Annotated in this window: 20 protein-coding genes and 1 riboswitch; of the genes, 6 read left to right on the plus strand and 14 right to left on the minus strand. The window is 63.7% G+C overall.

From position 1 onward, the window contains the following. Window position 1: 1 nt before the first annotated feature. The 5 genes from AC0NIH_RS27065 to coxB form a co-directional block, all read right to left on the minus strand. Window positions 2–631, minus strand: a complete 630-nt coding sequence (locus AC0NIH_RS27065) for a cytochrome c oxidase assembly protein (RefSeq protein WP_473466931.1) — start codon at window positions 629–631, stop codon at window positions 2–4. Continuing rightward, complete coding sequence (locus AC0NIH_RS27070) at window positions 631–795, minus strand: hypothetical protein (RefSeq protein WP_013896657.1); 165 nt, start codon at window positions 793–795, stop codon at window positions 631–633. Before AC0NIH_RS27070 ends, AC0NIH_RS27065 begins: the two co-directional genes overlap by 1 nt. Further along, window positions 792–1,736 (minus strand): heme o synthase, encoded by a 945-nt coding sequence (locus AC0NIH_RS27075; RefSeq protein ID WP_023764489.1) that lies wholly within the window; start codon window positions 1,734–1,736, stop codon window positions 792–794. Before AC0NIH_RS27075 ends, AC0NIH_RS27070 begins: the two co-directional genes overlap by 4 nt. A 76-nt stretch (window positions 1,737–1,812) precedes the next feature. Then, window positions 1,813–3,465: a cytochrome c oxidase subunit I gene (ctaD, locus tag AC0NIH_RS27080; RefSeq protein ID WP_023764490.1), complete on the minus strand. Its 1,653-nt coding sequence runs from the start codon at window positions 3,463–3,465 to the stop codon at window positions 1,813–1,815. 38 nt (window positions 3,466–3,503) lie between these two features. After that, window positions 3,504–4,550: a cytochrome c oxidase subunit II gene (coxB, locus tag AC0NIH_RS27085; RefSeq protein ID WP_473466930.1), complete on the minus strand. Its 1,047-nt coding sequence runs from the start codon at window positions 4,548–4,550 to the stop codon at window positions 3,504–3,506. 259 nt (window positions 4,551–4,809) lie between these two features. Here coxB and AC0NIH_RS27090 point away from each other — a divergent pair, with 259 nt between their 5' ends. The 5 genes from AC0NIH_RS27090 (at window position 4,810) to AC0NIH_RS27110 (ending at window position 8,493) form a co-directional block, all read left to right on the plus strand. Then, window positions 4,810–5,370 (plus strand): invasion associated locus B family protein, encoded by a 561-nt coding sequence (locus AC0NIH_RS27090; RefSeq protein ID WP_031250202.1) that lies wholly within the window; start codon window positions 4,810–4,812, stop codon window positions 5,368–5,370. A 175-nt stretch (window positions 5,371–5,545) separates the two neighbouring features. Beyond that, window positions 5,546–6,958, plus strand: a complete 1,413-nt coding sequence (gene tldD / locus AC0NIH_RS27095) for a metalloprotease TldD (RefSeq protein WP_023764493.1) — start codon at window positions 5,546–5,548, stop codon at window positions 6,956–6,958. Window positions 6,959–7,053: 95 nt separating this feature from the next. Then, window positions 7,054–7,329: an AbrB/MazE/SpoVT family DNA-binding domain-containing protein gene (locus AC0NIH_RS27100; protein WP_473466928.1), complete on the plus strand. Its 276-nt coding sequence runs from the start codon at window positions 7,054–7,056 to the stop codon at window positions 7,327–7,329. After that, a complete protein-coding gene (locus tag AC0NIH_RS27105) occupies window positions 7,316–7,705 on the plus strand; it encodes a type II toxin-antitoxin system VapC family toxin (RefSeq protein WP_473466926.1) in 390 nt (129 codons plus the stop codon). Before AC0NIH_RS27100 ends, AC0NIH_RS27105 begins: the two co-directional genes overlap by 14 nt. 107 nt (window positions 7,706–7,812) lie before the next feature. Further along, window positions 7,813–8,493, plus strand: a complete 681-nt coding sequence (locus AC0NIH_RS27110) for a transglutaminase-like cysteine peptidase (protein WP_352714039.1) — start codon at window positions 7,813–7,815, stop codon at window positions 8,491–8,493. A 73-nt stretch (window positions 8,494–8,566) separates the two neighbouring features. Here the strand turns inward: AC0NIH_RS27110 and AC0NIH_RS27115 are convergent, their stop codons facing one another. The 3 genes from AC0NIH_RS27115 to AC0NIH_RS27125 all read right to left on the minus strand — a co-directional run bounded on the left by AC0NIH_RS27115 (window position 8,567) and on the right by AC0NIH_RS27125 (window position 13,431). Beyond that, on the minus strand, window positions 8,567–11,272 hold the full coding sequence (locus AC0NIH_RS27115; protein ID WP_473466925.1) for a caspase family protein: 2,706 nt from the start codon (window positions 11,270–11,272) through the stop codon (window positions 8,567–8,569). Window positions 11,273–11,434: 162 nt separating this feature from the next. After that, the gene (locus AC0NIH_RS27120) at window positions 11,435–12,670 is read right to left on the minus strand and encodes a class I SAM-dependent RNA methyltransferase (protein WP_473466923.1); all 1,236 of its coding nucleotides are present in this window, start codon (window positions 12,668–12,670) and stop codon (window positions 11,435–11,437) included. Further along, complete coding sequence (locus AC0NIH_RS27125) at window positions 12,667–13,431, minus strand: TlyA family RNA methyltransferase (protein WP_473466922.1); 765 nt, start codon at window positions 13,429–13,431, stop codon at window positions 12,667–12,669. The genes AC0NIH_RS27120 and AC0NIH_RS27125 overlap by 4 nt, the downstream gene beginning before the upstream one ends. Window positions 13,432–13,593: 162 nt before the next feature. On the opposite strand from AC0NIH_RS27125, the gene AC0NIH_RS27130 reads away from it, so the two are divergent. Further along, window positions 13,594–13,995 carry a GFA family protein gene (locus tag AC0NIH_RS27130; RefSeq protein WP_473466921.1) on the plus strand — a complete coding sequence of 134 codons (402 nt, stop codon included), beginning with the start codon at window positions 13,594–13,596 and terminating at the stop codon, window positions 13,993–13,995. On the opposite strand, the gene AC0NIH_RS27135 is transcribed toward AC0NIH_RS27130, so the two are convergent. From AC0NIH_RS27135 to AC0NIH_RS27160, 6 genes are all read right to left on the minus strand, one after another. Then, window positions 13,992–14,279 carry a hypothetical protein gene (locus AC0NIH_RS27135; RefSeq protein WP_013896670.1) on the minus strand — a complete coding sequence of 96 codons (288 nt, stop codon included), beginning with the start codon at window positions 14,277–14,279 and terminating at the stop codon, window positions 13,992–13,994. The genes AC0NIH_RS27130 and AC0NIH_RS27135 overlap by 4 nt on opposite strands. 148 nt (window positions 14,280–14,427) lie before the next feature. Continuing rightward, window positions 14,428–16,341, minus strand: coding sequence for a 1-deoxy-D-xylulose-5-phosphate synthase (dxs, locus tag AC0NIH_RS27140; RefSeq protein WP_473466919.1), 1,914 nt, complete (start codon window positions 16,339–16,341; stop codon window positions 14,428–14,430). Window positions 16,342–16,443: 102 nt separating this feature from the next. Then, the gene (locus AC0NIH_RS27145; RefSeq protein WP_352714047.1) at window positions 16,444–17,364 is read right to left on the minus strand and encodes a pirin family protein; all 921 of its coding nucleotides are present in this window, start codon (window positions 17,362–17,364) and stop codon (window positions 16,444–16,446) included. Between the two features lie 40 nt (window positions 17,365–17,404). Beyond that, window positions 17,405–17,671: a DUF2277 domain-containing protein gene (locus AC0NIH_RS27150; RefSeq protein ID WP_473466917.1), complete on the minus strand. Its 267-nt coding sequence runs from the start codon at window positions 17,669–17,671 to the stop codon at window positions 17,405–17,407. Between the two features lie 99 nt (window positions 17,672–17,770). After that, on the minus strand, window positions 17,771–18,022 hold the full coding sequence (locus AC0NIH_RS27155) for an exodeoxyribonuclease VII small subunit (RefSeq protein ID WP_023764505.1): 252 nt from the start codon (window positions 18,020–18,022) through the stop codon (window positions 17,771–17,773). Window positions 18,023–18,025: 3 nt separating this feature from the next. After that, entirely contained in the window at window positions 18,026–18,952 is a 927-nt protein-coding gene (locus AC0NIH_RS27160; RefSeq protein ID WP_473466916.1) for a histone deacetylase family protein, read from the minus strand. A gap of 121 nt (window positions 18,953–19,073) precedes the next feature. Then, window positions 19,074–19,253, plus strand: a riboswitch (cobalamin riboswitch). Window positions 19,254–19,264 lie beyond the last annotated feature (11 nt).

Here is a 19,264-nt window from a genome sequence, read left to right on the forward strand (position 1 = left end):
ATCAACCCCCGAGATTTTCGGTATTTGAAATTGTCTTGCTACTGTCCTTTGCCGGCTCCGAGGAGGCGACCGGCTTGTTCTTCTCGACCGGGAACATCGTATAGGACAGAGTGATCGTCTTCATGTCCTTCAGTTCCGGTACGTTCACAATGTCGGGGTCCACATAGAAGACGACCGGCATGTCCAGCGTCTCGCCGGGCTTCAGCGTCGTATCGGTGAAGCAGAAACACTCGACCTTGTTGAAGTACGGGCCAGCCAGTTCCGGCTGCACGTTGAAGGTGGCGCGGCCGGTAACGGGGCGGTCGAACTTGTTGGTCGCCTGGTAATGCGCCTGCACCGTCTCGCCGATCTTCATCGTCATCGAGCGCTGGACCGGCTGGAACTCCCATGGCACGCCCGCGATGTTGGCGTCGAAGCGGACGGTAATTTCACGGTCGAGCACGCGGCCGGCATACTGTTTTTCGACCCGCTGCGTCGTGCCGCCATAGCCAGTCGCCTGGCAGAACATCTTGTAGAGCGGAACGGCGGCGTAGGCCATGCCGATCATGCCGGTGAAGAAGGCGAGGCAGACAGCCGCGACGATGCGGTTGCTGTTCCTGCCGGCCGGCTTCCTGGATGTCCCGGCGCTCATTACATGGTGCCCAAATTGTGGCCGAACTTGATGATCGTCGCGATATAGAAAATGACGACCAGCACCGCCAGCGCCAGGCCAATGGCGACGGAACGGCTGCGCCGCGCCTTCTTCTGGCGCTCGGTCAAGGTGACCGTCTCGAGCTTTTCCTCGATCATGGTCATGCCCCACCCATGGCAAGCGCGCGTTCGACCACGCTATCGGCCAGATAGGCGGCGAAGATGGCGAAGAGATAGAGAAGCGAATAGGCGAACAAAGCCTTGGCCGGCTTCATGGCGCGGTCGTCGTCGGCCATGCCGAGCACCTTCCACGCATACCAGACAAAGCCAACCCCGAGCAGCACAGCGGCAACGCCATAGATCGGCGTGGTGTAGCCGAGCAGCCACGGCAGCACACCGACCGGCGCCAGCACCAGCGCGTAGGCGAAGATCTGACGGCGGGTCGAGGCGTGGCCGGCGACATTCGGCATCATCGGGATGCCGGCGCGTTCGTAGTCCTCGGACTTGAACAGCGCCAAGGCCCAGAAATGCGGTGGCGTCCACAGGAAGATGATCAGGAACAGGACGATGCTTTCGACGCTGACCGACCCGGTCACCGCGGCCCAGCCGATGACCGGCGGGATCGCACCGGCCGCGCCGCCGATGACGATGTTCTGCGGTGTCCAGCGCTTCAGCCACATCGTGTAGACGACGGCATAGAAGAAGATGGTGAAAGCCAGCAGCGTCGCCGCCAGCCAGTTGGCGAGCACGCCGAGCGTCATCACCGACAGCGCCGACAGCACCAGGCCGAAGGTCAGCGCCTCGTTAGGCTGGATGCGGCCGGACGGCACCGGACGGCTGGCCGTCCTGGTCATCACCGCATCGATGTCGGCGTCGTACCACATGTTGAGCGCGCCCGAGGCACCGGCGCCGATGGCAATAGCCAGGATGGCGATCACCGCCAGCAACGGGTTGATGGTCACAGGTGCCGCGACCAGGCCGACAAAGGCCGTGAACACCACCAGGGACATGACGCGCGGCTTCAGCAGGGCGAAGAAATCGCCCGCCGTCGCTTCCGACATGCGGAAGCCGGCTTCGTCAATGCTGGTTTCGTCGACTAGGGCCATGCGTACTCAAGTCCATTATTCCGTTGGCCGAAACCGCCGGCGGACCGGCGGCTTCGTATTCGAGCGGGCAGCCGCCTTACTTGATCTTCGGCAGCTGTTCCCACTGGTGGAAAGGCGGCGGCGAAGGCAGCTGCCATTCCAGCGTCGTTGCACCCTCGCCCCACGGATTGGCGCCGGCGATCCGCTTCTTCTGGAAGGCTTCGAACACGCCGTAGAGGAAGATCACCACGCCGACGGCCGAGATATAGGACCCGATCGACGATACATAGTTCCAGCCGGCAAACGCATCGGGATAGTCGATGGTGCGGCGCGGCATACCGGCGAGGCCGAGGAAGTGCTGCGGGAAGAAGATCAGGTTGACGCCGACGAACGTGACCCAGAAGTGGGTATTGGCGATCACCGGCGAGTACATGTAGCCGGTCATCTTCGGGAACCAGTAGTACCAGCCGGCGAAGATGGCGAACACCGCGCCCAACGACAGGACGTAGTGGAAGTGGGCGATCACGAAATAGGTGTCATGCAGCGAGCGGTCGAGGCCGGCATTGGCCAGCTGGACGCCGGTAACGCCACCGATGGTGAACAGGAAGATGAAGCCCAGCGCCCACAGCATGGGCGTCTTGAACGAGATCGAACCGCCCCACATCGTGGCGATCCAGGAGAAGATCTTCACGCCCGTCGGCACCGCGATGACCATGGTGGCGAAGACGAAATAGCGCTGCGTGTCGAGCGACAGACCGGTCGTGTACATATGGTGCGCCCAGACGATGAAGCCGACGGCGCCGATCGCCACCATGGCGTAAGCCATGCCGAGATAGCCGAACACCGGCTTCTTCGAGAAGGTCGAGACGATATGGCTGATGATGCCGAAGCCCGGCAGGATCAGAATGTAGACTTCCGGGTGACCGAAGAACCAGAACAGGTGCTGGAACAGCAGCGGATCGCCGCCGCTGTCCGGCGCGAAGAAGGCCGTGCCGAAATTGCGGTCGGTGAGCAGCATGGTGATGCCGCCGGCCAGGACCGGCAGGGACAACAGCAGCAGGAAGGCGGTGACAAGCACCGACCACGCGAACAGCGGCATCTTGTGCAAGGTCATGCCGGGAGCGCGCATGTTGAAGATGGTGGTGATGAAGTTGATGGCACCGAGGATCGACGAGGCACCGGCGATGTGGATCGACAGGATCGCCAGATCCATGGCCGGCCCCGGCTGGCCCGAGGTCGACAGCGGCGGATAAAGCGTCCAGCCGCCGCCGACGCCATAGGCACCCGGTGCGCTCGGCACGAACATCGAGGTGAGCAGCAGGATGAAGGCCGGCGGCAGCAGCCAGAAGGAGATGTTGTTCATGCGCGGGAACGCCATGTCGGGAGCGCCGATCATGATCGGCACCATCCAGTTGGCGAAACCACCGATGAGCGCGGGCATGACCATGAAGAAGATCATGATCAGCGCGTGCGCGGTGGCAAAGGCGTTGTACATGCTCTTGCCGCCGTCGACCGCGGCGTCACCGTTCATGCCGTAGACCATCTGCGCCAGACCGCTGAATATCTGGATGCCAGGCTCCTGCAGCTCCATGCGGATCGCAACCGACAGCGCGCCGCCGATGATGCCGGCCATGATCGCGAAGATCAGGTAGAGCGTACCGATATCCTTGTGGTTGGTCGAATAAACCCAGCGCACCCAGCCGTGATAAGGCTTGTGGTCGTGCCCGTCGTGAGCTGCAGCGTCTGCCATGTTCGGCTCCGTTCCCTAAATCTTGCTAACCCGCGGCATCAATTGCCGGCGGCCGCTACCTTGTTCTGGCCGTCGACCTCGGCCATCAGCGTCTTGTTGGCGCCGGGCAGATCGGTCTTGGCTGCCGCCAGCCAGGTCTTGAACTGCGCGTCCGAGACGACACGGATGGCGATCGGCATGAAGGCATGGTCCTTGCCGCAAAGCTGCGAGCACTGGCCATAATAGAGGCCTTCCTTCTCCGCCTTGAACCAGGTCTCGTTGGTGCGTCCCGGAATGGCGTCGATCTTGATGCCGAACGACGGCATGGCGAAGGAGTGGATCACGTCGGTCGCGGTGACAAGCACGCGGGTCATCGTGTTGACCGGCACCACCAGTTCGTTGTCGACGGCGAGCAGACGCGGATAGACCTTGCGATCCTCCTTGCCGGCCTTGGAGCGATCGCCATCCTGGAGGATGGCCGAATTGAAGGAGAGCGTGTTGTCGGTCTGGTACTCGTAATCCCAGTTCCACTGGTTGCCGGTGGCCTTGACGGTCAGCTTGGCGTCTTCCGGCGGCGTGTACTGCGCGGTCAGGAGCTGGAACGAGGGAATGGCGAGGCAAAGCAGGACCACGACCGGGCCGACGGTCCAGACCACCTCGATCAGCGTATTGTGGCTGGTCTTGGAGGGAACCGGGTTCACACTCGCGCGGAATTTCACGATGCAATAGGCGAGGAGGAGCAGCACCAGAATGGTGATCGGGGCGATGAACCACATCGTGTAGTTTCCGAACCATTCGATCTGCCGCATCATGTCGGTCGCCGGCGCCTGGAAGGTCGTCTCCCATTCCACCGGCTGATCGGCCCGGGCGGATGTGCCGGCAAAAATCGTGGCAGCGGCAAAAGTGCTCAGAAACCTGGCACTCAAAAACCTGGCACTCAGAAACCTGGCACTTGCTGGAAACCTGGCGCTAGCTAGGAAATTTCTCATCGCCCTCTTCGTCTCCCAGTTCCTCGCGGCGGTGCCAACGAGAATAACGAACAATGCCGGGACGGGAATCCCGACAGTCTCAAGCTGGTTCAAACCATACTCTTTTTCCCTCCGCAAGAAAGGAGCGGCCGAAACCGTGCGGCATTTTTGCGCGCAGGCTGGCATGGCTCTTCCGGGGCAGCGGCCGCGACGACGAAACGCGTATGTTCGGCAGGCCACCCGCTTCGTGTCGGCAGGACGCGGGGAGCGTCGTAATTCAGGCGAAATTGGCAGGGAAAAGCGCTGCATCGCCTGTTTCGGGACAGTTCGCGTGCGGTCTCGTCCTTTACTTGGCATTGGCGCGGCTTAAAGTGCCGTGATTCGCAATGGAGCCGTCATGAACTCTTGGCTTTCAGGACTGGGGCATACGAGACCGGGGCTTTCGAGCACATTGGTCAAGGCCATGCTTGTCGCTGCCCTGTCGGCGGCCGGTCTGTTCGTCACCGGTCAGGCCAACGCCGCCCAGCCGAGCGGCACGGTGCGCTCGACGCATGGCGCCTGGTCGATCATCTGCGACACGCCGGCCGGCGCCACCTCGGAACAATGCGTGATGATGCAGAATGTCGTCGCCGAGGACCGTCCGGAAATGGGCCTGTCGGTCGTCGTGCTGCGCACCGCCGACAACAAGGCCGAGATCCTGCGCGTGCTGGCGCCGCTTGGCGTGCTTTTGCCGAACGGGCTCGGCCTCAATGTCGACGGCAAGGATATCGGTCGCGCCTATTTCGTGCGCTGTTTCCAGGACGGATGCTATGCCGAGGTTATCCTCGAAAAGCCGCTGCTCGACACGCTGAAGACCGGCACATCGGCGACGTTCATCGTCTTCCAGACACCTGAGGAAGGCATCGGCATCCCGGTAGACCTCAAGGGTTTCGCCGACGGTTTTGCTGCGCTGCCCTGATCCCGGCACGTTGCACAGAACCGTGAGTATGACGCGTTTTTCATGACCAGAAAGCGGCGCCCGCATCGAGCGGACGCTGTCATTCGGCGACGTGGATCTCCATTGCCGATTGTCTCGGCGCGGCTTCACGCCTACATCGGGGGAAAGCAGCAATCTTCCCACGAATGGACGCGCCATGAACAGCCTGATCGGCCAATTCGACATTTCAGACGATCGCATCAAGCAGATCGTCGCCGAGACCATCAACGGCGCCGATGACGGCGAACTGTTCCTCGAATACAGCGAGAGCGAAGCGCTGATGTTCGACAATGGCCGGCTCAAAACCGCCAATTTCAACACCGACCAGGGCTTTGGCCTGCGCGCGGTCGCGGGTGAAGCCAGCGGCTATGCCCATTCGAGCGACCTGTCCGAGGCCTCGCTGCTGCGTGCGGCGGATGCCGTCTCGACCGTCAAGGGCGGCTATTCCGGCACGCTTGCCGCCGCACCCGCCCGCACCAACCGCCATCTTTATGGCGAGGAGAACCCGATCCCCTCGCCTTCCTTCGAGGCCAAGGCAAAGCTGCTGCAGGAAATCGACGCCTGGCTGCGGGCCGAGGATCCGCGCGTGCGCCAGGTAACCGCCTCGCTCGCCGCCTCCTGGCAGCATGTCGAGATCGTGCGCGCCGACGGCCAGATGGTGCGCGACATCCGGCCGCTGGTCCGCATCAACGTCTCGGTCGTGGTCGGCGATGGCGACCGCCAGGAGAGCGGCTCCTACGGCATGGGCGGGCGCAAGGCGTTCGGCGAATTCCTGATCGAGGACAGCTGGAAACACGCCGCAAAAGAGGCGCTCAGGCAGGCGCTGGTCAACCTCGAGGCGATCCCCGCCCCGGCCGGCACCTTCGACATCGTGCTCTCCAGCGGCTGGCCGGGCGTCATGCTGCACGAAGCCGTCGGCCACGGCCTGGAAGGCGACTTCAACCGCAAGAAGACCTCGGCCTTCGCCGGCCTGTTGGGCCAGCAGGTCGCCGCCAAGGGCGTCACCGTCGTCGATGACGGCACGATCCCCGAGCGGCGCGGCTCGCTCACCGTCGACGACGAAGGCACGCCTTCGGCCCGCAACGTGCTGATCGAGGACGGCAGACTGGTCGGCTACATGCAGGATCGCCAGAACGCCCGGCTGATGGGCATGAAGGCAACCGGCAACGGCCGGCGCGAAGGCTACGCGCACCAGCCGATGCCGCGCATGACCAACACCTACATGACCGCGGGCGACATGGAGCCCGACGAGATCATCGCCTCCGTCAAGAATGGCATCTACGCCGTCTCCTTCGGCGGCGGCCAGGTGGACATCACGTCTGGAAAATTCGTGTTCGGCTGCACCGAGGCCTACCTGATCGAGAACGGCAAGGTAACGCAGCCGATCAAGGGGGCGATGCTGATCGGCAACGGGCCCGACGCCATGCACCGCGTCTCGATGGTGGGCAACGACATGAAGCTCGACAATGGCATCGGCATGTGCGGCAAGGCCGGACAAGGCGTGCCGGTCGGCGTCGGCCAGCCGCATCTTAGAATGAACCAGATGACGGTCGGCGGCACCCGGGTTTGAGGGCGGGCGGCGTTTCACGATCCCGATGGGCTTTCAGGGCTTGAATTCGGTTCGGCCGCGATCTATCTTACCTTCGTCTTACAAGGTAAGCCACAATGGCCGCTTCCGAAAAACTCACAACGACCGTCTCGACCAAGGGACAAGTCATCCTGCCCAGTGCAATCCGGAAGCGGAGGGATTGGGGTGCCGGAACGCGCCTGCAGGTCGAGGACACACCGGAGGGCGTCCTTTTGAAGCCTGCGCCGGCTTTTGCCGAGACGCGCCCGGAAGAGGTGTTTGGTTCCCTGCCCCACATCGGCAAACCGAAGACGCTTGAAGAAATGGACGCGGGCGTGCTTGCCGAGGCGCGGCGACGCCATGCTCGCGATTGATACCAATGTCATCGTTCGTTACCTGACGAGCGACCATCCGCAGCAATCGCCGCGCGCCCGAGAGTTGATCGACGGTCAGTCGGTCTTTGCCACCACCACGGTGATCCTGGAAGTCGAATGGGTGCTGCGCAGTGCCTATGGTTACGGACAGGCCGAAGTAGCGCGGGCTCTGCGGGCGTTCGGCGGGCTCCCAACTGTCGAGATGGAGGATGCCACCACCGTCTCATCCGCCCTCGATCTGGCCGAGACGGGGATGGATTTCGCGGATGCACTGCATCTCGGCAAGTCCGCGCATTGCTCGGGATTTGCCACCTTCGACCGCAAACTCGTCAAGTCTGCTCGGGCTGCAAGGCATGGCGGCGTGCAAGAGGTCTAGCGGGCTCCGAACACGATCGTGTTAGCAAATTATTAATTGTTCAATTGCCTTGGCCGGCGTTTCCGCATTAACTCGTCGCCAGTCTTCTCGTTGCGGTGGTGTTTGCAGTGCTGCGTTCCCCTGGCGTCCTGACCTCTTCCTTCCTTCTGGGCCTTGTTTCGTTGATCGGTGCGACATCGCTATCTGTCGACCCCTCCGCGGCGCAGTCGACATTGTTCAAGCGGCCGTCGGTTCCGGCCACGAACGCGCAGCCGATCGCGATCGACCTGCGCTCCGCCGCCGTTGGAGGACGCACCAGCGTTCCCTATGGCTGGGTCGATTTCTGCCGTCGCAGGCCGAATGAGTGCAAGGTGCCCGCCCTGCCGGCCACGAGCGTCAAGCTGACCGCGCAGAACCTGCGGACCCTTAAGCGGATAAACCAAAAGGCGAACCGCGCCATCAAGCCGGTCAGCAACTACGAACACTGGGGCACGATGATGGACCACTGGGATTATCCGGTGGACGGCAGGGGCGACTGCAAGATCTACGCGCTCTACAAGCGCAAGCTTCTCATGGAAGCGGGATTTCCCCGGCAGGCGCTGCTGATGACGGTGGTTCGCGACCTGCACAATGAAGGCCACACTATCCTGACGGTGAAGACCGACAGGGGCGATCTCGTCCTGGACAACCTGGGCGATGAAATCCGGCCCTGGAACGCGACCGGCTATTATTTCCTGAAACGCCAGTCGCAGCAGAACCCGAACATCTGGATGTCGATCAACCAGCGCGGCGGCACTCCGAAAACCTGACGTGTCGCCAGGCTCTCAGACCGAGCAGCCGAACTATGAGCCTTTTCCTGGAAATGCTTCCGCTGCGACCAGCCTATTGGTTGCAGGACGGCTGGCCCTCTTGCCCGCAAGATGGCTTCTTCTTGGACTCCTGCGGCTGCGGCAAGCGCCGCTCCTGCATCTGAGGTCTCGGCTGCTCTCGGAATTCCGGCTTCGGTTCCTGTCTTTGCGGCCGCAGCACCTGCTCGTTCGGCCTTTCCTGGCTGAACCGGCGCTGCGCGTTCTCGTCCGGCCTGTTGACCTTGAAGTTGTGCTGGACGTCGACCTCGCCACCGGCGGACCCTTCTTCGTTCTGCAGCCTGCGGAACTTCCTGCCCCTGTCGCTCCTGTTGGCCAAACCTTGATCGCCGGGTTCGACGATGGACTGGCCGGGAGACAGATCCCTGCGCATCAGCTTCCTCGGCCTGCCGTTGTTCCGCTCGGAGAACACGTCCGGATTGTTGTTCCTGAACCGCTCCTCAACGCGCGGCCGGTTCTCGGCCGGCATACCGTTGACGGTCGGCAGCTTGCGGAATTTCCTGCCCTTTTTGGCTGCGGTCGAGCCCTGATCATCCGATTCGAAAACAGAGCGGCCGGCGGACAGGTCCTTGCGCCTCAGCTTCTTCGGCCTGCCGCTGCTCTCATCGGAGAAGGCGTTCGGATTGTTCTTCCGGAACTTCTCCCGCGCGCTCGGCTGGTTCTCGTCCGGCATGCCATTGGCGGCCGGCAGCTTGCGGAGCTTGCGATTCTTGCCCTGGGCATTGCCGGCTCTGGTCTGCTCATTGCTTTTGCCGGTAGCGGCGGCGCCGGCGTTTCCAGTGGTCTGCTGGTTGTTGTTGCCACCCGCCGCGCCCCGCCCGCTCAAACGCTTCCCTGACTTGTCGCCAGGCAGGTTCTGGTCGCCAGGCAGGTTCTGGTCGCTAGGCAAGTTCCGATCTTTGAGCGCCGGCTTGCCGTTGACGAGCGGCAGCCTCTTGCCGTTCGCTCCAGGCAGGGCATGGTCGCGCGAAAGCTTGCCCGTCGCGGACCGGGTCTCGGACTGCGGAATAGCAGTGCCGGACTGCTGGCCCTCGATGACGCGCTGTTTCTCGCCGCCCTGTTTCTCGCCGCCCTGTTTCTGGCCGCCCTGTTTCCGGTCGCCCTGTTGCTGATTGGTGATCTGACGGGACATGGCCGCCTTCTTCTGCAGCGGCGGCGGCAGCGCGACCCTGGCCGCCAGCGCATCCGCGCGGGCGCCAACGGCGCCTCCGGTCGTCTGCCGGCCCGTGGTGCGGCCACCCTGAACACCGGCACTTGGCTGCGCGGCCTGATCGGTCTCGTTTTTGATCGTGGTGTTGATGTTGTTGATGACGGTCGTGTTGTGGATGTTGTTGAATATAATGTCGTTCGGCGGCGGCACGATGTGGCGCGGCGGGTTGAAGAACACGGGTATCGGCACGAATACGGGAGTCGGCAAGACGAAGACATCGACCGGCGGCGGCGGTGGCTCAAGCACGACGAAATCCGGCGGCGGCGGCGGCAGGAAGATCACCGTGATCGGCGGTGGCGGCGCGAAATCGAAGTCGTCGAAAAAGACTACTGGACGGTCGACATAGATAATTTCCTCGGGCGGCGGTGGCGCCACGTCGTAGACGATGACGGTGAAGCTCTCCGGCGGCTCCAGTTCGGCGTCGAAATGCTCCAGCCGGCGGCGCGCGTCCCAGGCATGCGGGCCGCGCGGGTAGCGCTCCAGATAGGACCAGTAGGCTTCAGGCGTGTCCGTCATCCAGGTCTCGCGCCAGGTGATCGCCTCACGCCGGGCCGCAATGATGGCGCGTACGCGCTTGGCCATCGGATCGTGCGGATAGGCATCGAGGAATTCGTCGTAACCGCGCATCGTGTCGCGCTCGAGGGCGGCAACATAGGCGTCACGCGGGTCGAAATCGCGGATCGGCCTGGTTCGCGCCGCCCGGGTCTCCGCGTCCGAAACCTTGGGCGGAGGAGCATCCGCGCTGCGTTCGAAGAAAACGAAAGGCGCCGTGATCTTCGAAGCGCTCCATGGCAGTTCCCCGCCTTGCGTAACCTCGCTGACGCGCAGGCGCGTGCGGTCGAACACGTCCCGTAGCGACAGGCCGCCTTCGCGCATCATCTCGGCAAGCGCCTTGGCATAGGCTCCGTAGGGCGCTTTGCCCTCCGGCGCGACGGTTCCCGGAGCGGCGTTGAAGGCGATCAGCATGTTCGGATCGGGATCGACCAAGGCAAGGCCACCGGCCAGCGGCTCCTTCCACTTTGGGAAGGGGTTTGGCCGCGCCGCATCGAGCACGACGATATTGACCTTGGTCGGCAACCCGGACAGCGGCCTGGTGATATCGGAAACCCGCATCGCCTGAAGCGGGATATCGTTTGGATTGGCGATCTGAGCATCGACCGGCAGGAAGTAGTTCTCGCCCTCGAACTGCACGCCATGGCCTGCGAGATAGACGAAAACGACGGCGTCGGGACCGGCCGCGGACACCCTGCCCATGAAATCGCGGAACGCGCCGCGCAGCGAGTCCTGGTCCACGTCACGCGCGCCGACGACGTCAAACCCGGCGGCCTGCAATGTCTGCGCGATCAGGCCGGCGTCATTGGCGGCCGTCGCGAGTTCTCCGGTCTTGTAGGCGCTATTGCCGATGACGAAGGCCAGACGCTTTTCACCTTGCGCCAGCGCCCCGGTTGCGGCGGTAACCGCGAAAAAGATGAGAACGACGACGAGACCAAGGAATTTCCGAAGCGTCCGCATTGCAATCCGCCATCCGTCGTCCCTTCAGCCTGACAACGCCGGAGGGGCCGCAATGTTTCCCGAACCGGGCAAAAATAAAGAGACGCAACGCGGCGGCTTTGGGGCGCAATTTCGTCGAAAGAGCACAGGCTTCACAAATTTCCGCGAGCCAGCGGCATCGGACTACCGGCGTCGCCTCGGTTTCTCCAGCAAGGCGACGGCCTCAACATGGGGCGACCACAGGAACTGGTCGATCGGCGTCACGCTTTTCAAGGCGTAGCCCCCGTCGATCAGGATGCGCAGGTCGCGCGCCAGCGTCACCGGGTTGCAGGACACCGCGGCGATGTACGGGACATCCGAGCGGGCGATCTGCTTCGACTGGTCCTCGGCGCCCGCGCGAGGCGGGTCGAAGACGAGGCCGTCGAAGGCGTTCAACTCCTTGAATGTCAGCGGCCGCCGGAACAGGTCGCGGCGCTCGCCCGTCACCCGCTTCAGGCCGGTCGCGAAACGCGATCCGCGGTCGAGCGCAGAAAGGGCCGCCGCATCGCCTTCCACCGCGTGCACTTCCGACTTTGCGGCCAATCGCAAGGCAAAACTGCCGCAGCCGGCGAAAAGATCGGCGACTTTCTTGGCACGCTTCAGATGGGCGCCGACAATATCGGCCATGGTCTGTTCGGCTGCCTCGGTAGCCTGCAGGAAGGCGCCGGGCGGCACGGCAACCGCGACGCTGCCGAACATGACCACGGGCTTCCTCGGTTCGATGATGATCTCGTCATCGATGGACAGCCTGGCAAAGCCCTGCGCCATGACAAAATTGGAGGCGATGCGGCGCTGGTTCTCGCCGAGCTTGCCGGATTCATGCGCGGCGATGTCGAGGCCGGAACCGGTCACGGTCACCGCCATCCGGAACGATTTCGTGGTGACGCAGATCAAGTCCGCGAGCGCCTTAAGCCGGTCGAGCGCGGCGACGATCTCGGGCAGCGAGATCGGACATTCGGATATGGAAATGATTTCCGGCGACAGGTGGCGATTGAAGCCGAGCAGCATGCCTGTCTCGGTGCGCCGGGCGGCGAGCACTACACGGCGACGCGTGTGCGGCGCGCAGGCAACCAGGTCGCCGACGTCGCAATCGATGCCCTTCAGGGCGTGGACCACCTTGTCGCGTTTCCATTGGCGATAGGCATCGGCCTGGAAATGCTGGAGGGCGCAGCCGCCGCATTCGGTGAAATGGCGGCAGGCGGGATCGATGCGCAGCGGCGAGGCCTCCAGCACCGCCATCAGCATGGCGCGATCCCTTTCGCGCGCGGCGGTGACGGTTTCACCGGGCAGCGTGAAGGGAATGAACAGATCGCCGCTTTCGGTTTCGGCGATGCCGTCGCCCTGGGCGCCAAGCTTTTTGATGGTGAAGCGTGCGCTCATCGATCCTTGATCCCACCGAGCAGGAATTCGCGATTGCCGTCGCCACCTTCGATCGGCGACAGATGCAGGCCGAGCGAACGCCAGCCTGGAACGGCGTCGAGCCAATCCTGCAGCAGGCCGGCGACACGGGCAGCGTCGAAGGGATCTTTCAACAGACCGCCCTTGCCGATCGCCTCGCGACCCGCCTCGAATTGCGGCTTGACCAGAAAGATCGCCCTGGCACCGGGTTTCGCAATGGCGAGTGCCGGCGGTAGCGCCAGCTTCAGCGAGATGAAGCTGACATCGGAAACGATGAAGTCGGGACTGCGGCCCCCAAGATCGGCGATGGTGAGATCGCGGGCGTTCAGCCCCTCGACGACCGTGACGCGCGAATCTCCGGCAATATCGGGATGCATCTGGCCGTGACCGACATCGATCGCCGTGACATGGGATGCGCCGCGTTCGAGCAGCACCTGGGTGAAGCCGCCGGTCGAAGCGCCGACGTCCAGCGCCTCGCTTCCAGCGGGGTCGAGGCCGAAATGGTCAAGGCCGCCGAGCAACTTCAGCGCCGCGCGCGACACATAGCCTTGCGCCGGATCATCGATGGTCACAAGACATTGCGGCGAGACGTTCTGACCGGGCTTGCGTGCGATAACACCGTCGACCGTCACCGTGCCGCGCTCGACCGCATCGCGTGCCCGCGAGCGGCTGGCAAACAGCCCGCGCTGGACGAGCAGGTCGTCGAGCCGCTGGCGGGCACTGGCTGGCAGAGGCGAATTCATTGGCCTTCATGGCGAAAGCCGGCAGCGAAGGCAAGGACATTGGGCGAGACAGGGAAGTGCGGCGAACGCATCGCGCCGCGTCGCGGCTTGCATGCATCGCATCAGGTCCGGCAAAATGGTGGTCGAGGAGAGCTGTCGTCGAAACATCCCGGGGGAGAACGAATGCTGACAGGAACTTGCCACTGTGGCGCAACTCACTGGACCCTGGAAGGCGATCCCGGGCCGATCACGGCCTGCAACTGCACGCTTTGCCGTCGCTACGGCGTGCTTTGGGCCTATGACTATGTCGACGAACGTATCCGCGTATCGGGACCGGCGGGCAGCTATACGCGCGCCGGAAAGAACACGCCATCGCTCGAAATCCTGTTCTGCCCGACCTGCGCCTGTGTGCTGGCCTGGCGCGGATTGCGCGCGGATGCCTCCGGGCGAATGCGCATCGCCGTCAATGTGCGGCTGGCGCCGCCAGAGGCAGTCGCCGACTTGCCGATCGACCATTTCGACGGCCTCGACACTTTTGAGGACCTGCCGCGAGACGGCCGCTGCGTACGCGATATGTGGTTCTAGAATATGGTGCGGGGCACTTGCCGGTCGACGGCTGGAGACAGCCCGTCACCCCGCCCACCTGAGGCCTGTTCACGCGGATGCTCAGCCGGGGGCGCAGGCGCGGGATCGGGTACGACCACCAATTGCGGCACCTGCTTGTAGGAGAAGCCGCCCCTGATATCGCCCATCTTGCCGGCGACGATGCCCACCGCCGCCTTTTCGAGGTTGCGGTCATAGCTGGTCTCGGCCGCCGCGGGTGCCGCAATGACGGCCAGAAACGCCGCGCCACACAAAAGCGTCTTCATTCCCATTGTCTCCCTGCCTGGCACCGATCTAGCAGGGCGTCGTTGAAAAACGGCCAAGGGATACGGTAAGCAAAACGCCAAATGACAGTGTTAACAATGGGTTATGAAATCAGGCCGGCAAACCGATTCAAGCGCTTGATATGTCGAGTCAGGCGCGCTGGGCGTGGGCGGTATGGCCGAGCGCGGTGAACACGGTGCGCACGATGCCGTCGGCATCGAGACCGGCATCGGCATACATTTTTTCCGGCTTGGCGTGGTCGGTGAAGGTGTCGGGCAACACCAGCGGGCGCACCTTGAGGCCGCTTTCCAGCAATCCTTCATGGGCGAGGAACTGCAGCACGTGGCTGGCGAAGCCGCCCACTGCCCCCTCCTCCACCGTCACAAGAACCTCGTGCGAGCGGGCGAGCCGCCGGATCAGATCCTGGTCGAGCGGCTTGGCGAAACGGGCATCGGCGACCGTAGTGGAAAGCCCGGCCGCGCCGAGTTCCTCGGCGGCGACCAGACAATCCTGCAAACGCGTACCGAAGGACAGCAGGGCGACCTTGGTGCCTTCCCTGATAATGCGGCCCTTGCCGAGTTCGAGAACCGAGCCGCGCTCCGGCATGTCGACGCCGACGCCGTTGCCGCGCGGATAGCGGAAGGCGATCGGGCCGTCATCATAGCTCGCCGCGGTGCGCACCATGTGGCGCAGCTCCGCCTCGTCGGCGGCGGCCATCACGACAAAGCCCGGCAGGCTTGCCAGGAAGGTGGTGTCGAAAGCGCCGCAATGGGTGGCGCCGTCGGCACCGACGAAGCCGGCGCGGTCGATCGGGAAGCGCACCGGCAGTTTCTGAATCGCGACGTCGTGGACGACCTGGTCGTAGGCGCGCTGCAGGAAGGTCGAATAGATCGCCACGAACGGCTTGTAGCCTTCGGTCGCGAGGCCGGCCGCAAAGGTGACCGCGTGCTGCTCTGCAATGCCGACATCGAACGTCCTGGCCGGGAACACCTCACCGAACTGGTCGAGGCCGGTGCCGCTCGGCATGGCGGCGGTGACGGCCACGATACGGTCGTCCTCGCGGGCCTCCTGGATCAGGCTTTCGGCGAACACTTTGGTGTAGGCCGGCGCGTTGGCCGGCGCCTTAGCCTGAGCGCCGGTGATGACGTCGAACTTGTTGACGCCGTGATATTTGTCGGCGGCGGCTTCGGCCGGCGCATAGCCCTTGCCCTTCTGGGTGACGACATGGATCAGCACCGGCCCTTCGCCATTGTCGCGGACGTTTTTCAGCACTGGGATCAGATGCTCGAGATTGTGACCGTCGATCGGGCCGATATGGTAGAATCCGAGTTCCTCGAACAGCGTGCCGCCGGTGACGTAGCCGCGTGCATGCTCGACCGCCCTTGTGATCGCGCGGTCGGCGCGCTTGCCAAGGTAGGAGGTCAGCTTCTTGCCGAAGTCGCGCAGGCCGGCATAGGCCTTGCCGGAGGCAAGCCGCGCCAGATACGCGCTCATGGCGCCGGTCGGCGGGGCGATCGACATGTCGTTGTCGTTGAGGATGACGATGAGACGGGCATCGAGCGCGCCGGCATTGTTCATCGCCTCATAGGCCATGCCGGCCGACATGGCGCCATCGCCGATGACGGCGATGACGTTGTTGCGGCCACCGGAGAGGTCGCGCGCGGCGGCCATGCCGAGGCCAGCCGATATCGATGTCGAGGAATGGGCGGCGCCAAAGGGATCGTATTCACTCTCGGCGCGGCGGGTGAAGCCGGACAGACCACCTTCCTGGCGCAGCGTGCGGATGCGGTCGCGGCGGCCGGTCAGGATCTTGTGCGGATAGGCCTGGTGGCCGACATCCCAGATCAGCCGGTCATCCGGCGTGTCGAAGACATAATGCAGCGCCACCGTCAGTTCGACCACGCCGAGGCCGGCACCCAGGTGACCGCCCGTGCGTGACACGGCGTCGATCAGTTCGAGGCGAAGTTCGGACGCCAGTTGCGGCAGCTCGCTCTCGGCAAGTGCGCGCAGGTCCGCCGGAATACGGACCTTGTCGAGAAGCGGCGTATGCGGCGTTGCGTTCACGGGTGCTCGGGCTTTCTGTTCAACGGCGGGATAGGCCGCCGGCCGGCGAAAGTAAATGCGTGTCGGTGACGCGGATCGATCAGGTCCCCTCGCCGACCTTCTTCAGCTTTCGGGCAGCGGAATAAACTCTTCCTCATCTCCTGGAACGATATCGAAGCGGCCCGTCTTCCACTCCTGCTTGGCCTGTTCGATGCGCTCCTTGGACGACGAGACGAAATTCCACCAGATATACCGCTTCGAACCGAGCGAGGCGCCGCCGAACAGCATGAAATGCGCACCGGTTTGCGACGATACGATGATGTCGTCACCGGGCCGGAACACCAGCAGCCGTTCGGCCGGGAAGACGTCGCCTGAAATCGCGACCTCGCCTTCCAGCGTATAGATGGCGCGTTCTTCCGCATCGGCTGGGATTTTCACGCTGGCGCCCGGCGCTAGCCTGAGATCGGCGTAGAGCGTCTCGGAGTCGGTGCGCACCGGGGAGCGCAGTCCCTGGAAATCGCCGATGACAATGCGGCCGCTGACGCCTTCGGCGTCGACATCGGGAAGCCGCAAGACAGCGGTGTTCTCGAACACCGGCGCCACCTCTTCCTTGTCGTCGGGCAGCGCCAGCCATGTCTGCAGGCCGGAGATCGACATCGGCGCGCCGCGCAGTTCTTCCGGCGTGCGCTCGGAGTGCACGATGCCGCGGCCGGCGGTCATCAGGTTCACGTCGCCGGGCTGGATCACCATTTCGGTGCCCAGGGAATCACGATGGCGGATCTTGCCGTCGAACAGATAGGTCACCGTCGACAGGCCTATATGCGGATGCGGGCGGACATCGAGCGCCTGGCCGGCGCGCAGGATCGCCGGTCCCATGCGGTCGAAGAAGATGAACGGACCGACCAGCCGTCTCTTGGCGGTCGGCAAGGCGCGGCGGACTTCAAAGCCGCCAATGTCCTTGGCATTCGGGATGACCATCAGCTCGATCTGGTCGCTGGCAAAGGCGTCGCCGGCTTCAGGGTCTTTCCCTGGGAAGAAGCTCATGAACTCTCCTTGTCAGCGGCCAAGGACCGCCCTGGCCACATCAGGCAAAGCGGATCGCCGCCTTTGCCCGCAGTTTGGCCGCAACCTCTTCGCGATTGCGCGGATGCTGGTTGGTTTCAAGCGAATCGAGAAGCTCGCGCGCCGATGCCGCGATGACTTCGACCGCACGGTCGAACGCGTGCTGGTTCTGCTTCGAGGGCCGCGTCGTTCCGCTCAGCTTGCGGACGAACTGAAGTGCAGCGTCGCGGACTTCGTCGTTGGTTGCCGGCGGATCAAAATTGAACAGGGTCTTGATGTTTCTGCACATCGCTTCCGTATCTCCTCTTGTCCTGGAGCCATTTCAATCGAGACGAACTCTATACTCAATCACGATCGTGTCCAAAAACCGGTGAGACGGCTGCGCGCCTCAGTCCGGGTCGAGCGGCTCCGTCCCGACCGGCTTGCCGTCGCGCGACAGCCTGATCTTCTCGACCTTGTCCTCGGCAGCCTTCAGCAGCCGGTCGCAATGCACCTTCAATGCCTCGCCGCGCTCATAGATCTTGATCGACTGGTCGAGCGGCACGTCGCCACGCTCCAGATCATCGACGATCTTCTCCAGCGCGTCGAGTGCCTGTTCGAAGCTCATCGCCTTGACGTCTTCGTTGGTCTCACCAGCCATCGTTCATCCTTTCATCAGTCGCCCGACATGGGCGGCGACCGAAAATGCCAATCCCTGCAGATCGTAGCCGCCCTCGAGCAGGCTGACGAGCCGGTTGCCGCTGTGGCGCGCGGCACGCTGCATCAGCTGGCCGGTCGCCCAGTCGAAATCGTCCTCGGTCAGGTTGATCTCGGCCAGCGGGTCGCGGTGGTGCGCATCGAAGCCTGCGGAAATGACGATCAATTCCGGCGCGAAATTGTCGAGCGCCGGCAGCACGCGCGACAGGAAGGCATCGCGAAACACCTCACTGCCGGTCTGCGGCGCCAGCGGCGCGTTGACGATATTGCCGGCGCCGGTCTCGTCCTTCGCGCCGGTGCCGGGGTAGAGCGGCATCTGATGCGTCGAGCAGTAGAGCACCGAGGGATCATCCCAGAAAATGTCCTGCGTGCCGTTGCCGTGATGCACGTCCCAGTCGACGACCGCCACGCGCTCGATGCCATGCTTCTTCTGCGCATAACGCGCGGCGATGGCCGCCGTGTTGAAGAGGCAGAAGCCCATGGCCGTGGTTTTTTCGGCATGGTGGCCGGGAGGCCGCGCTGCGACGAAGACATTGTCGGCGCGGCCCTCAAAGACATCGTCGACGGCGGCATTGGCGGCGCCGATCGCCGCGATCGCCGCTTGCCAACTCTTCGGGCTGGCGGTGGTGTCGGCATCGATGCGGGCGATGCCTTGGTCAGGGATGGCGGCGCGCACGCGGGCGACGAAATCGGCGGGATGCGCGTAGAGGATGGTGGCCTCGTCACCTTCCGGCGCCGTGACACGATCGAGCGCGGCAAAGGCCTCGTCGTCGAGCACGCGCTCGATGGCGCGCAAGCGATCCGGCCGCTCGGGGTGGCCAGGCGGCGTGATGTGTTCGAGGAAGATCGGATGCGTGTAGAGACGAGTGGCCATGCTCCCTATCTAGTGCCCCGGCGCCGCGATGGCCATGCATCGCGGCTCGATCGCTGGGGAAAATCACGCCTGCGTCCATTGGCGTCGCTGCGGGGATTGGCGCCCTCAGCGGTTCGGCGTAAGGTCGCCGGCACTGCCTGGTGCCCGCCGCAAGCGGGAGAATCGGGAACACGGTTGAATTCCGTGGCGTGCCCAACGCTGTGAGGGGGACCGCGCCGGTGAATGCCACTGTCGATGACGGGAAGGCGCCGGACGCGGGTTGATCCCAAGCCAGAAGACCGGCCTGGCAGACATCGTCATCCGCATGGTCAG

It is taken from the genome of Mesorhizobium sp. WSM1386, assembly GCF_055901595.1.

What these genes read in the sequence shown, in the direction of transcription:
- AC0NIH_RS27145 (WP_352714047.1), bottom strand. Translation starts at nt 17,364, where the DNA reads ATGAGCTTCTTCCCAGGGAAAGACCCTGAAGCCGGCGACGCCTTTGCC.
- AC0NIH_RS27065 (WP_473466931.1), bottom strand. Translation starts at nt 631, where the DNA reads ATGAGCGCCGGGACATCCAGGAAGCCGGCCGGCAGGAACAGCAACCGC.
- AC0NIH_RS27115 (WP_473466925.1), bottom strand. Translation starts at nt 11,272, where the DNA reads ATGCGGACGCTTCGGAAATTCCTTGGTCTCGTCGTCGTTCTCATCTTT.
- AC0NIH_RS27120 (WP_473466923.1), bottom strand. Translation starts at nt 12,670, where the DNA reads ATGAGCGCACGCTTCACCATCAAAAAGCTTGGCGCCCAGGGCGACGGC.
- AC0NIH_RS27070 (WP_013896657.1), bottom strand. Translation starts at nt 795, where the DNA reads ATGACCATGATCGAGGAAAAGCTCGAGACGGTCACCTTGACCGAGCGC.
- AC0NIH_RS27155 (WP_023764505.1), bottom strand. Translation starts at nt 18,022, where the DNA reads ATGGCTGGTGAGACCAACGAAGACGTCAAGGCGATGAGCTTCGAACAG.
- AC0NIH_RS27105 (WP_473466926.1), top strand. Translation starts at nt 7,316, where the DNA reads ATGCTCGCGATTGATACCAATGTCATCGTTCGTTACCTGACGAGCGAC.
- ctaD (WP_023764490.1), bottom strand. Translation starts at nt 3,465, where the DNA reads ATGGCAGACGCTGCAGCTCACGACGGGCACGACCACAAGCCTTATCAC.
- AC0NIH_RS27100 (WP_473466928.1), top strand. Translation starts at nt 7,054, where the DNA reads ATGGCCGCTTCCGAAAAACTCACAACGACCGTCTCGACCAAGGGACAA.
- tldD (WP_023764493.1), top strand. Translation starts at nt 5,546, where the DNA reads ATGAACAGCCTGATCGGCCAATTCGACATTTCAGACGATCGCATCAAG.
- AC0NIH_RS27125 (WP_473466922.1), bottom strand. Translation starts at nt 13,431, where the DNA reads ATGAATTCGCCTCTGCCAGCCAGTGCCCGCCAGCGGCTCGACGACCTG.
- AC0NIH_RS27135 (WP_013896670.1), bottom strand. Translation starts at nt 14,279, where the DNA reads ATGAAGACGCTTTTGTGTGGCGCGGCGTTTCTGGCCGTCATTGCGGCA.
- AC0NIH_RS27160 (WP_473466916.1), bottom strand. Translation starts at nt 18,952, where the DNA reads ATGGCCACTCGTCTCTACACGCATCCGATCTTCCTCGAACACATCACG.
- AC0NIH_RS27150 (WP_473466917.1), bottom strand. Translation starts at nt 17,671, where the DNA reads ATGTGCAGAAACATCAAGACCCTGTTCAATTTTGATCCGCCGGCAACC.
- AC0NIH_RS27075 (WP_023764489.1), bottom strand. Translation starts at nt 1,736, where the DNA reads ATGGCCCTAGTCGACGAAACCAGCATTGACGAAGCCGGCTTCCGCATG.
- AC0NIH_RS27090 (WP_031250202.1), top strand. Translation starts at nt 4,810, where the DNA reads ATGAACTCTTGGCTTTCAGGACTGGGGCATACGAGACCGGGGCTTTCG.
- AC0NIH_RS27130 (WP_473466921.1), top strand. Translation starts at nt 13,594, where the DNA reads ATGCTGACAGGAACTTGCCACTGTGGCGCAACTCACTGGACCCTGGAA.